The organism is Leeuwenhoekiella sp. MAR_2009_132 (genome assembly GCF_000687915.1).
Lineage (GTDB): Bacteria > Bacteroidota > Bacteroidia > Flavobacteriales > Flavobacteriaceae > Leeuwenhoekiella.
The window spans coordinates 1,841,328-1,854,946 of sequence record NZ_JHZY01000004.1 but is presented as its reverse complement, the minus strand read 5'-3'; the positions used below and the strand labels follow the sequence as shown (position 1 = coordinate 1,854,946).

Here is a 13,619-nt window from a genome sequence, read left to right as displayed (position 1 = left end):
TTTTAGAAAAATATAATTAACAATTAATATAAATTTCACCTTTATAACCAAAACATAATTTAAATGGTGAAAAGACTATTATTTAGTTTGCTATTATGCCTGATAGCAATGAGCACCTATGCTCAAGAAAAAACCGTTTCTGGAACTGTTATAGGACCTGATGGTATTCCTTTGCCGGGAGTTAACGTAATTATTAAAGGTGCCACAAATCGGGGAACACAAACAGATTTTGATGGTGCGTACTCGTTAACTGCAAAACCCGAAGAAACATTAGTTTTTTCATTTGTAGGTTTTATTAATCAAGAGAAAAAAATAGGAACGCTGTCAAAGATTGATGTTGTTCTTGCTGAAAGTACAGAATCTCTTGACGAAGTAATTGTAGTTGCCTATGGTACCACCACACGAGGTGAAGTGACCGGGTCAGTAAGTACTGTATCTGGCGATGCAATTGAAAACAGACCACTTACTAATGTCATCTCTGCATTAGAAGGAACAGCGTCTGGAGTTCAAATCGCATCTGGTAGCGGCCAGCCTGGCTCTGCTCCTAGCATACGTATTCGTGGTTTTGGCTCTGTAAACTCAAGCCAGGAACCACTTTATATAGTAGATGGTGTAGTGTACTCAGGAAGTTTTGCTAGCTTAAACTCTAACGATATTGAAAGCTTTACAGTTCTTAAAGATGCTGCATCTACTGCAATTTATGGTTCGCAGGGTGCAAACGGGGTTGTTGTAATTACTACAAAAAAAGGGAAAAAAGGAAAGGATCAAATTAGTCTTGAAGTGAGCCAAGGTATGGCATCACGTTCGATTCCTGAATATGATCGTGTAGGCCCTTCTCAATATTATGAATTGATGTGGGAAGCTTATAGAAACAGTTTAACGTTTAGAAATTCTAACCCTTTATCTACTAATGATGCAAACATAAAAGCATCTGAAGATATTTCCAATTTACTAGGATACAATCCTTACAATGTAAGCAATGATCAAATTGTTTTAAATAATGGATCAATAAATCCTAACGCATCACTAAAATATCCTGGTGATTTAAATTGGCAAGATGCACTAGAAAGAACGGGGATTATTCAAAACATCAACTTCTCCTACCAAGGTGGAACCGAGAAAACTGATTATTTTGCATCACTAAGCTACTTAGATCAATCTGCTAACGTTATAAATTCAGACTTTGAGCGTATTACTGGTAGAATAAATTTAAACTCAAAAATTAAAGATTGGTTTAAGACAGGTTTTAATATTACTGGTGCAACCTCTACATCAAACCAGGCTGTGGATGGCGCTGCAAATAGCTCTTCATTTGTAAATCCTTTCAGATTCTCAAGATTTATAGCTCCCATTTATCCTGTATTTTTACACGACGCTACAACCGGAGACTTTATTCTAGATGATGCCGGAAACAGAATTTACGATACAGGAGATTATACGGAAGTAAGACCAGCAGGAGCGTCGCCTGGAAGACACGCTATACAAGAAAACTTGTTGAATATTGACAAGGATGATCGTTTTGCAATAAATGCCAGAACCTATGCTGAGTTCTACTTTCTTAAAGATTTTACATTCACATTTAATGCTGGTATAGATAAGAATTTTTATCAAAATGAAAATTATGATAATAAAATCGTAGGTGATGGCGCACCTGATGGTCGTGCCGGAAGAACAACCCAAACAACAACTGTAATCACTTATAACCAACTCTTAAATTGGAATAAATCTATCGGAAACCACAACATCACCGCTTTATTAGGTCATGAAAGTCTTGATTACAGCTTAAATTTTCTAACAGGTTTCAGACAAAATCAAGTTGTAGATGGTAATACCGAATTAATAAACTTTGCCACAACGGTAGATTTAGAATCTTACAGCAGAGAATATGGAAAAGAAGGGTATTTTTCAAGATTAAATTACAACTATGACAATCGTTACTTTGCTGCGGGGTCATACAGAAGAGATGGTTCTTCTCGTTTTGCAAATGACGTACGTTGGGGTAATTTCTACTCATATAGTGGGGCCTGGAGAATAGATCAAGAAAACTTTCTTAAAGATCAGAGTTGGTTAAACTTTTTAAAACTTAGAGCTTCTTACGGTCAGGTAGGTAACGACTCTAACCTGTCAAATGCTTCTTTAAGTTTTTATGCAAGTCAATCTTTATTAGGATTAGGTAATAACAACGCAGGTGAGCCTGGTATTTTAATAAGTGCTCCTGGTAATGAATTTTTAGAATGGGAAACTCAAAAACAAACTGATCTGGGTCTTGATTTTGGCTTTTTCAATAATCGAATTAGCGGATCTTTTGCATATTATAAAAAGATTACAGACGGACTCATATTTGACGTACCACTTCCTATATCTTCAGGTTTAGACAACTACCCTGCAAACATTGGTAATATGTTCAACAGAGGTCTCGAGCTAGATTTAAATCTTGGCTTAGTGAGAAATGAAAACTTTAGCTGGAATTTAAATATCAACGCTTCTACAATTCATAACGAGTTTACAGAACTTCCGCAGGAAGAAATTATCAACGGAACTAAAAAATATGTTGTAGGCGGTTCTATATTTGATTACTGGCTACGTGAATATTCTGGTGTAGACCCAGCAGACGGTTCTGCTCTATACGTCTTTGATCCAGAATTAGGTACTCCCGAAGATGCAGATGTAAGAACTGTAAATGGCAACCTAGTAACAACTAATCAAAATAAAGCACTTTACAATTCTACAGCCACAGCGCTCCCCGATTTATTCGGAAGCTTTACAAGTACTTGGAATTATAAAGGCATAGAATTGAGAACACTATTTACTTACAGCATAGGCGGAGACACCTATGATACTAATCTTGCAGGTCTTTTACATTCTGGAAATTACGGTGCAGCATTAAGCACTCGTATATTAGACAGATGGCAACAGCCGGGTGATATCACAGATATTCCTAGATTAGATACAGATCAACGTGCTGCTTTTGAAGCAGCTTCAGATAGATATTTGGTAAGCTCTACCTTTTTAGGTCTTCGTCAGGTTTCATTATCCTATAATTTACCTGCACAACTTATTGATCGTATTGGCTTAACTAATGCTAAAATTTATCTGAACGGTGAAAACATTCATTTTTGGACTTCGGTTGATGGTCTTGATGTAGGTCAAAACTTTAACGGAACCACACAAAACCGCTTTTCTCCCTCCAGAACTATAAGTTTAGGATTTAACTTATCTCTATAATATACTACTATGAAAAAAATATATAAATACACACTTGCACTTTTTGCTCTACTAAGTATGAGTAGTTGCAGTGAGGACTTTTTAGATAGATTTCCTACTGAAGATGTGCCTGCTGAAGCTGCAACGACCACCACAGACAACTTATTCTTGGTTGTAAATGGTATTCACCGCTCCTTATATCAGCGCTACAATTCACAGGGAGAAGGAGGAATAGGTTCTATGATGATTCAAACAGATGTTCTAGGAGAAGATTTTGTTATGACTTCTGCAGGAAACGGCTGGTTTAATAATACCTATAAATGGGTTGATCATACTAATGCTTCTGATGCAGATGACTTATTTCCATATCGCGTATTATACCGTGTGATAAGAAATGCCAACGTTATTATTAATGGAGCTGAAAATGCATCAGGTCCTACAGCAGATAGAGATGCAGCTCTTGGCCAGGCTTTAGTATACAGAGCCTACTGTCATTTCCAATTGGTTCAACTTTATGGTAAACGCTATCAAGCAGGAGCACCTAATAATCAACTGGGAGTTCCTATACGCCTAACTACAGAAAATAATCCTCTTGCCAGAGCAACTGTAGAAGAAGTTTACACTCAGGTAAACTTAGATTTAGATCGTGCTCTAACACTTCTTGATGGATATGAGCGTCCTAATAAATCTCATTTTGATAAAAGTGTGGCCTTAGGATTAAAAGCGAGAGTAGCTTTAGTGCAACAAAACTATCCGCTTGCAGCCACTTTAGCTAATCAAGCTAGACAAGGATACACGTTAATGTCTAATGACGAATATTTTAACTCATTTAATACTTACACAAACAGAGAATGGATGTGGGGTAGTTTTGTTCAGGAAGATCAAACAATATTCTTTGCAAATTTTGGAGCATATGTATCTAGAAACTTTAGCTCTACGAATATTAGAACAAACCCTAAAGCTATTAACTCAAAGCTTTACAATCTAATTTCTGAAACAGACGTACGCGCTAAACTTTTTGATCCAACAGGAGCTCATAGCAACCTTCCTGCAGGAGTTACTCTTGCCTCTAACTTTGCAAAAAAACCTTTTACCAGTCAAAAGTTTATTGCTGCAGGTACAGGAGATAGTAGAATGGATGTACCTTATATGAGAGCGGCAGAAATGTATTTAATTGAAGCGGAGGCATTATCCTATTCAAATGAAAACGCAGCAAAACAAGTTCTTCTAGCTTTAGCTTCTAATCGCGATCCAAGCTATACTCTTTCAGCAAATACAGGCGCAGCACTTAAAAATGAAATTTATACGCAACGCCGCATAGAATTGTGGGGTGAAGGTTTTAGATTTTATGACTTAAAAAGATTGAACCAACCTTTAGACAGAACTGGTGCAAATCACGATCCTGCTTTAGTGGGTCAATTATTTGAAGTTCCTGCCGGGGATAATAGATGGCAATGGCAAATACCACTAGATGAGATTAACTCAAATCCACTAGTTGAGCAAAACCCTTCTTAGTTAAATTAGCCCGTTTAAGAAATCTTAAACGGGCTTTTTTAATTCTTATAAGAACTTCATAGACTGCCGTTAGTAACTGTAAACAGCTTTCACAAATTTCTCAAGACACTCAAATTTAGTTCTGTTTAAGGTTTCAAAATTCCCATTCCAAATTAAAACTATAATTATTTATTCCGATTTTGTAAATATTGAGACCTATTTAAGTCTAAAATTCAATAAAAATTAAAATATTTGCCTTGTTATTGATAATCTCCTATCTAAAGGCTTAATTTTTATTTTATGCGCGGTTTATTATGTCTGGTATTTCTCTCCTTACTACTAGTTCCAGATATAGTTTATGGTCAAAATCAGAAGACTGAAAAAATTAATAAACGCTCGTATACAACATTAAAGATTGAAAATGAAAATGCACCTGATATTGATGGAGTTTTAAACGATTCTGCCTGGGAACTTGTACCATACACTACAGATTATACACAACTGCAACCTAATATTGGGTTGGCTCCTACAGAGCAAACTAAAATGAAAATCATCTACGATGACGGGTATATTTATGTCGCATTTAGATGTCTTGATCAAGATCCTGATGGTATTGAAAAACGCCTTTCAAGACGTGATGGTTTTGCAGGCGATTGGGTAGAAATAAGCTTTGACAGTTATAATGATGATCGTACGGCATTTTCATTTACTCTAACCGCTGCGGGTGTAAAAGCAGATGAGTTCATATCAAATAACGGTCGCTTTGATGAAACATGGAATCCCATCTGGTATGCTAAAACTAATATTGATGAGCTGGGCTGGACAGCTGAGTTGAAAATTCCTTTAAGTCAATTGCGTTTTAATAGTGATGAAGATCAAGTCTGGGGATTACAGTCAAAACGTTTTTATTTTAGAAACAGGGAGCGTTCACTCTGGCAGGAAATCGTACCCAATGCACCGGGATATGTTAGTGAATTTGGCGAATTAAGAGGTCTCAAAAACTTAACGCCTCAAAAACAACTGGAAATACAACCTTATTTAGTTACTCAACTTGACACATACGAATCTCAAGCTGGAAACCCTTATCGGGATGGTAGTGATTCCCGCATAAATGCAGGTCTCGATGCTAAAATAGGTATTACAAATGACCTTACACTAGATCTCACATTAAATCCAGATTTTGGGCAGGTAGAAGCAGATCCTGCGGCAATTGCCCTAGATGGTTTTCAAATATTTTTTAAAGAACAGCGTCCTTTTTTTGTAGCTAACAGCAATATATTTGATTATGATCTTGACGATCAATCTTCAGATAACTTATTCTATTCACGACGCATTGGTCGCAGTCCGCAGCGAGCGGTGCGTGACCCTGAAGTTGTTTATACAGACACTCCTCAAAATTCAACCATTCTTGGAGCTGCAAAGTTTAGTGGAAAAACAAAAAACGGGTGGACACTTGGCCTATTAGAAAGCCTTACTGCAAAAGAATATGCACAAACGTTTAGAAATGATTCTACACAACGCGATGTACTGGTAGAGCCGCTAACAAACTACCTTATTGGGCGTGCACAAAAAGATTTTAATAATCGCAATTCGTACATAGGCGTAATAGCCACAGCGACCCATCGCAAATTAGAACCCGGACTTTACAACTTACATAGCGATGCCTTTTCTGGAGGTATTGACTTCAAACATAACTGGATTGATCGCAAATATTATTTACAAGGTAATACTGTAATTAGTAATGTACAAGGCAGTACAGAGGCCATTACACGTACGCAGCGTTCCTTAACGCACCTCTTCAATAGACAGGACGCAACACACCTCACTGTAGATACTACAAAAACAGCACTTACAGGAACCGGAGGAAATTTAGAAATTGGTAAAGCTTCCGGCGGAAACTTCACAGGCAGTTTAGGAGCTTCCTGGAAATCTCCAGAATTAGAGCTTAATGACGTGGGCTTTCTCAGACAAGCAGATCTCATTACACAATTTAGCACGCTTAAATACACGCTTTTAAATCCTACTAAAAAATTCAGAACTATAAATATTGAATTTGAACAACAAAGTCTATTTGATTTTGAAGGAAATTACAACCGCATAGAATACAGTCTCGAGTCCTTTTTTAGATTTAATAATACCTGGGAGACTAATTTTGGTTTAATACACAAGCCTAGAATCATTAGTACAACAGAATTGAGAGGTGGACCACGTTTTAGATTTAATGAAGAAAATATTCAATTTTTATTTATTAACTCAGACTCCAGAAAAAAATTTACCTATGGTGCCGGGTATGTAATCTCTCAGGCATCTCAAAATAATTTCTCACTCTTTAGACTTGAACTTGGGTTAGAATACCAACCTCTAGACGCCTTAAGTCTAGCTTTTTATCCGGAATATGAAATTAGCCCAAACAAAACACAGTACGTTAGCACCACAAACTACAACAATCAAAACCGATATATCTTAGGGAATATAGATCAGAAGACCCTAAGCGCCACCCTACGTCTTAATTACAGCCTAAATCCTAATTTAAGCGTACAATATTATGCGCAACCCTTTGCCTCTAAAGGAACCTATACAAACTTTAACCGTGTTGATAATTCAATTGCAAAAGACCTTAATGAGCGCATACGTTTATTTACGCCAGATCAAATTTTTAAAAATGATGTAGAATACACAGTTGATGAAAATTTAGATGGCGTTACCGATTACCGTTTTAGAGATCCTGATTTTTCTGTGGTGCAACTAAGAACAAATCTGGTAGTACGCTGGGAATACATTCCGGGTTCGGAATTGTTTTTTGTCTGGTCACAGGGAGCAGACGGCAATAATGACCCTTCAAATACGGTCTTTAATGCTTTAGACCAACAAATTGTAAACAAGCAATTAAACAATACATTTCTAATTAAAGCTACCTATCGCTTTTTATTATAAAGTGATTAAACCAAGCCTCTAACGAAGAACCATCTTAAATGCATTTTCGATTTCAGAGGTTTTAAGCTTTCTATTTTCTTTACTTAGCTCTTCAATAAATACCTTCTTTTTTTCAAATCGAAGAAATTTAAATCATTTTACCAATTCATTTTATAGGTTAAAAAACAACCGTACCAACTGTAGTTGGCTGAAAATTAGATAAACTTTAAAAGTACTGGTACAAAATAACTTTTTTACCTATTTTTAAAACCCCAACTTATTGAAATGAAAAATTCCCTAATTTTACTACTACTCCTCACATTTTCTCATGCATTAATCGCTCAGGTAGGTATAGGAACTGTAGATCCTGAAGCTAGATTAGATATAGTTTCTACAAACTCAGGAATACTTATCCCACGTGTTGCTTTAACTAGCATCAATGATGTTGCAACGATTATTAATCCTGCAGGTGGTGCACTTGCTGTAAGCACCTTGGTCTATAACAATGGCACCGGAGGTTTAACACCACAAGGGTATTATTATTGGCAAAATAACCAATGGAATCAAATAGCATCAACTAACCAAAAGCAGGTTCACTTCGGAAAAATACTTGTAAGTGCCTCTGGAGTAATAAATGTTGCGGGCGTAGGATTTTCTCCAAAATCTGTTGAATTTGTAGCAATTAATAGAATACAAGGATATAACGGCACTTATCGGGCAGACGGTAATAATACTAATGATATACGTATGGCTGGTGGGATGACCGTAGGTTATGCTCAAAATAATGGCACCAGTATAGATCAACAAGTAATATCAAATGGTTTTAACGGGTCTAGTATTAATAACATTGGCACATTTGCATCATCATCGCATTGTATTGCAGCCTTTTTTGTGAATAATAATGGAGAACCCATACACGATAACGGCACTAACAACAATGGATCTGATACGCAAGACGGTTTAGTAAGAGCTTCTCTACAGTCTTTCAACAGCGATGGTTTTACTCTGAATTTTGATCGTTTTTTAGTTGGTGATTCTACCAATAACCGCACAAACCAAATTGCAATCATTTACAAAGCTTACAGATAAATCATTCTACAATCACTAAAAACACAAAGGGCTTCCAAGATGGAAGCCCTTTGTGTTTTTATTAATGCGCCTCAAGCCAGTTTTGACCAACTCCCAGCTCAACATCTAGCGGAACATCCATTTTAAAGGCATTTTCCATTTCAGACTTAATCATTGTTTTTACCTGTTCTAATTCTGTTTTATACACATCAAAAACAAGTTCATCATGTACCTGAAGCAACATTTTTGTCTTTAGTTTTTCAGCTTTCAGCTTTTTATGAATATTAATCATCGCAATTTTGATGATATCTGCAGCACTACCTTGTATAGGTGCGTTTACCGCGTTGCGCTCTGCTGCACCACGCACAACAGCATTACTACTGTTGATGTCTTTTAAATAACGACGACGACCTAAAACTGTAGAAACATACCCGTTATCGCGTGCAAAATCTACCTGCTCACTCATGTAGTTACGCAGCTTCGGATAGGTTTTATAATAGGTATCAATAAGATCTTTACTCTCTCCTCTGCTTAAATCTGTTTGATTGCTCAGTCCGAATGCCGAAACTCCATAAATAATACCAAAATTCACAGTTTTCGCATTGCTGCGTTGCTCTCTGGTAACATCTTCTAACGCTACATTAAATACTTTTGCAGCCGTAGAAGCGTGAATATCTTCACCATTCTTAAACGCCTGCATCATGGTTTCTTCCTGACTTAAAGCCGCTATGATTCGTAATTCTATCTGCGAATAATCTGCTGCCAGCAAAACATAGTCTTCGCTACGCGGAACAAAAGCCTTACGTACCTGACGACCACGTTCTGTACGAATGGGAATGTTTTGTAAGTTAGGATTATTAGAGCTCAAACGCCCCGTTGCCGCTACAGTTTGCATATAGTCTGTATGTACACGGCCGGTGTTCTCATCTACTTGCGTAGGCAATGCATCTACGTATGTACTCTTTAATTTTGCCAGTCCTCGATAATCTAGTACGTTCTGAATGATCTCGTGATCTGAAGCTAAATAAGAAAGCACATCTTCTGCTGTAGAATACTGGCCGGTACGTGTTTTCTTCGGCTTATCTACCAGTTTGAGTTTATCAAATAGAATCTCTCCTAATTGCTTCGGCGAACCAATATTAAATTCTTCGCCGGCATCTTTGTAAATTTTTTCTTCTAATGAAAGAATGTCTGAATTAAGCTCTTCAGCAAGGCTGTTTAAAAAATCTTTATCAAGATTAATACCTTCAAGCTCCATATCTGCAAGAACCTGTACCAACGGAATTTCGATTTCGTCAAAAAGCTTCTGTGTATTAGCCTCGCCCATTTCTTTTTCAAAATGCTCCTTGAGCTGAAGCGTTATATCTGCATCTTCAACAGCGTATTCGGTTTGTTGGTCAACCGGGACATCTGCCATCGACTTTTGATTTTTTCCTTTTTTACCTATTAACTCCTCAATAGAAACCGGTGAGTAATTAAGGTACGTTTCTGCAAGAACATCCATATTGTGGCGCATATCTGGATTTATGAGATAATGCGCAATCATGGTATCAAAAAGTTTTCCTTTTACTTCAACTCCGTATTTTGCTAATACTTTGATATCGTATTTTAAGTTTTGACCTATTTTCTGAATGGTTTCTGCTTCAAAAAATGACTTTAACTCTTCTATTAATTGCTGAGCTTCTTCCTGTTCCTGTGGAAAAGGAATATAAAACCCCTTGCTTTTTTCCCAGCTAAATGCAATGCCCACTAAATTTGCTTTTAACGGGTCGAGAGATGTTGTTTCGGTATCAAAACATACGGACTCCTGCTTCATAAGATTTTTAAGGAATAGTTTTGTAGCCATTCCGGGAGCAACGCTTTGATAAAAATGCTCTGTATCTTTAATTGTTTTGCGTGTATTACGCTCTTCAATCTCATTGCCTTCAGAAGGACCGCCAAATAAATTGTATTGCCCCGCTCCTGCATTTGCTGCCTGCTCTGAAGAATTTACAAGCCTCTTGGCTGTTTCCGTACTACTTACTGCTGCACCCGTATCACTATCGGCTTCGCCTGAAAATATCTTAATAAACTGGTCTTTAAGTCTTCTAAATTCTAATTCATCAAAAATCTCCTGTACCTTATCTGCATCGGGTTGTGAAAGTTCGTATGATTCTGCGTGAAACTGCACGTCACAATCGGTCATAATCGTAGCAAGCTTTCGAGACAGGCGCCCTAATTCTGCACTCTCAATTACCTTCTCTTTCATCTTGCCTTTAAGTTTATCTGTATTAGCAAGAAGTCCTTCAAGACCACCATATTCTTTAATAAATTTCTTGGCAGTCTTATCACCTACACCCGGTAAACCGGGTATATTGTCTGACGCATCTCCCATCATTCCCAGATAATCAATCACCTGTTCTGGTCGCTCAACTTCAAAACGTTTTTGTACTTCAGGAATTCCCCATATCTCAATCCCATTCCCCATACGGGCAGGCTTGTACATAAATATATTTTCGGAAACCAATTGTGCATAATCCTTATCTGGTGTTACCATAAAAACCTGATAACCCTCTTGCTCTGCCTGTTTAGCCAGTGTACCTATTAAGTCATCTGCTTCTACACCTTCAATTTGCACAAAAGGTACGTGCATAGCTTTTAAAATCTCCTGTATGATAGGCACAGCAATACGTATAGCCTCTGGCGTTTCATCACGATTAGCCTTGTATTCTTCATACATTTCTACACGTTCAGAGCTTCCACCTTTATCAAAAGCAACTGCTAAATGATCTGGTTTTTCTCGTTTAATCACATCAAAGAGTGAATTTACAAAACCCATAACCGCAGAGGTATCCTGCCCTTTTGAGTTTACTCTAGGATTTTTTATAAGTGCGTAATAACCACGAAAAATTAGTGCGTAAGCATCTAAAAGAAATAAGCGTTTTTGAGTTGACATATTGGGAATCTGTTTTAATCTGGAATTGAAATATCAAAAATAGGAATTAGTCTTTTGATATGCGTTTTTATACCTAATCCATTTTTAAATTTGCAAAATATAATAGATCTTCATCAATTGAAGTGTACCTATTACTAAGCTATTTTAGGATTACAATAGGAACTTTAAACTTAAAACAGAATACTGAAAACGTCTCAAATAAGTTCTGTTGAAGAATAGATTATTCGATTTATATAATGATCTTCAATCCCAACCTCAGCTTAGGTTTAGGACTACATTCAAACTTAAAATTAACTATGAGCATTCCGAAGGATTATAAAGAATTTGAGATCACGCTAACTTTTGACAATCCTCCTCCAGACTGGCCGGAAACCTTACAATCTTTGTGGTATAAAGCCAATGATAATTGGGAAGCTTCGCACACAATAGCTCAAGATATTAAGCATTCTATGGGTAGTCTTATTCACGCACACCTACACCGTGATGAAGGCGATATTTTTAATGCCAAATACTGGTATAGTAAGGCTGGGAGAGCTTTTCCAAACACCACTCTAAAAGAAGAATTAAAGTTAATTGTAATCGAAATTATTATCTGTCGCTGATTTAAAACATAAAAAAGCCTGTTAGCAAAAACTAACAGGCTTTTCATACATATTCCAATATTCTTAAAGCTCTAGTGCTTTTAATACATTGTTATTCATCAATAACTCTTCAGGATTTTCTAATGCTTCTTTAACAGCTACCAGAAACCCTACAGATTCTTTACCATCAATTATACGATGATCGTAAGAAAGTGCTACATACATAATAGGCGCAATTGCAATTCCTCCATCACGTACGATAGGTCGTTCTACAATATTGTGCATTCCTAGGATTGCAGATTGCGGAGGATTGATGATAGGTGTAGAAAGCATACTACCAAAAACACCCCCATTTGTAATTGTAAATGTACCACCGGTCATCTCATCTACTGTAATCTGACCATCACGTGCTCTAAGAGCAAGACGCTTCACTTCAGACTCAACACCCCTAAAACTTAAATTTTCAGCATTTCTAATTACAGGAACCATAAGACCTTTTGGACCAGATACTGCAATAGAAATATCTTTAAAATCATAAGTAATCATTTCCTTACCATCTATCATAGAGTTTACAGCAGGGTACATTTCTAATGCACGTACACAAGCTAATGTGAAGAAAGACATAAAGCCTAACCCAACACTATGTTTTGATTTAAAGTCTTCTTTATACTTATCACGTAAAGCAAATATAGCAGACATATCTACCTCGTTAAACGTAGTAAGCATTGCCGTTTCATTTTTTACGCTTACTAAGCGCTCTGCTACTTTGCGACGTAACATAGACATTTTTGAACGACTTTCTCCGCGACTTCCGTTACCCGGAGTTCCCATTGAAGGCTTAGCATTAACAGCATCATCTTTAGTAATACGACCGTCGCGACCACTACCCTGAACATCTTTAGCATCTATACCTTTCTCATCTAAAGTTTTCTTAGCTGCAGGAGACGGTGTTCCTGTTGCATAAGACTTTTTATCCTGAGATTGGCTAGGAGTACTTGACTTTGAAGGTGTTTCTGTTTTTGCTTCTGCCTTCTCGTTTGTATCTGCCGTATTCTTATCTTTTTTATCTAATTCTTTTTCAGAATCTCCACCACTACCTTCATCACCTGAAGCTTTGTTAGAATCTGAGCCCCCTGGTTTTGGAGCATCGGTATCAATAAGGCAAACGACCTGCCCTACTGCTACAGCATCACCTTCTTCAGCCTTTAATGTTATAATACCGCTTGCTTCTGCCGGAAGTTCTAAGGTAGCTTTATCGCTATCTACTTCGGCTATCGCCTGGTCTTTTTCTACATAGTCGCCATCCTCAACAAGCCACTGTGCTATTTCAACTTCTGTAATCGATTCTCCCGGAGAAGGGACTTTCATTTCTAAAGCCATATTTCTATTTTATTAACTTTTTTCTTTTGTAATGTTTCTATTTC

Annotated in this window: 7 protein-coding genes; 5 read left to right on the top strand and 2 right to left on the bottom strand. The window is 37.1% G+C overall.

All coding sequences use genetic code 11. The features are described from left to right. The first annotated feature begins 63 nt into the window (after positions 1 to 63). The 4 genes from P164_RS16350 (at position 64) to P164_RS16335 (ending at position 8,700) form a co-directional block, all read left to right on the top strand. Positions 64 to 3,225 (top strand): SusC/RagA family TonB-linked outer membrane protein, encoded by a 3,162-nt coding sequence (locus tag P164_RS16350; RefSeq protein WP_035899946.1) that lies wholly within the window; start codon positions 64 to 66, stop codon positions 3,223 to 3,225. Between the two features lie 9 nt (positions 3,226 to 3,234). Further along, positions 3,235 to 4,719 (top strand): RagB/SusD family nutrient uptake outer membrane protein, encoded by a 1,485-nt coding sequence (locus P164_RS16345; protein WP_028377399.1) that lies wholly within the window; start codon positions 3,235 to 3,237, stop codon positions 4,717 to 4,719. Between the two features lie 279 nt (positions 4,720 to 4,998). Next, complete coding sequence (locus tag P164_RS16340) at positions 4,999 to 7,632, top strand: DUF5916 domain-containing protein (protein ID WP_028377398.1); 2,634 nt, start codon at positions 4,999 to 5,001, stop codon at positions 7,630 to 7,632. A gap of 264 nt (positions 7,633 to 7,896) precedes the next feature. Continuing rightward, a complete protein-coding gene (locus tag P164_RS16335) occupies positions 7,897 to 8,700 on the top strand; it encodes a hypothetical protein (protein WP_028377397.1) in 804 nt (267 codons plus the stop codon). 61 nt (positions 8,701 to 8,761) lie between these two features. On the opposite strand, the gene polA is transcribed toward P164_RS16335, so the two are convergent. Continuing rightward, positions 8,762 to 11,614, bottom strand: a complete 2,853-nt coding sequence (gene polA, locus P164_RS16330; RefSeq protein WP_028377396.1) for a DNA polymerase I — start codon at positions 11,612 to 11,614, stop codon at positions 8,762 to 8,764. A gap of 296 nt (positions 11,615 to 11,910) precedes the next feature. Here polA and P164_RS16325 point away from each other — a divergent pair, with 296 nt between their 5' ends. Then, positions 11,911 to 12,216: a hypothetical protein gene (locus P164_RS16325; protein WP_028377395.1), complete on the top strand. Its 306-nt coding sequence runs from the start codon at positions 11,911 to 11,913 to the stop codon at positions 12,214 to 12,216. Positions 12,217 to 12,279: 63 nt separating this feature from the next. Here P164_RS16325 and odhB read toward each other — a convergent pair whose 3' ends face one another. Beyond that, on the bottom strand, positions 12,280 to 13,575 hold the full coding sequence (gene odhB / locus P164_RS16320; RefSeq protein ID WP_028377394.1) for a 2-oxoglutarate dehydrogenase complex dihydrolipoyllysine-residue succinyltransferase: 1,296 nt from the start codon (positions 13,573 to 13,575) through the stop codon (positions 12,280 to 12,282). Positions 13,576 to 13,619 lie beyond the last annotated feature (44 nt).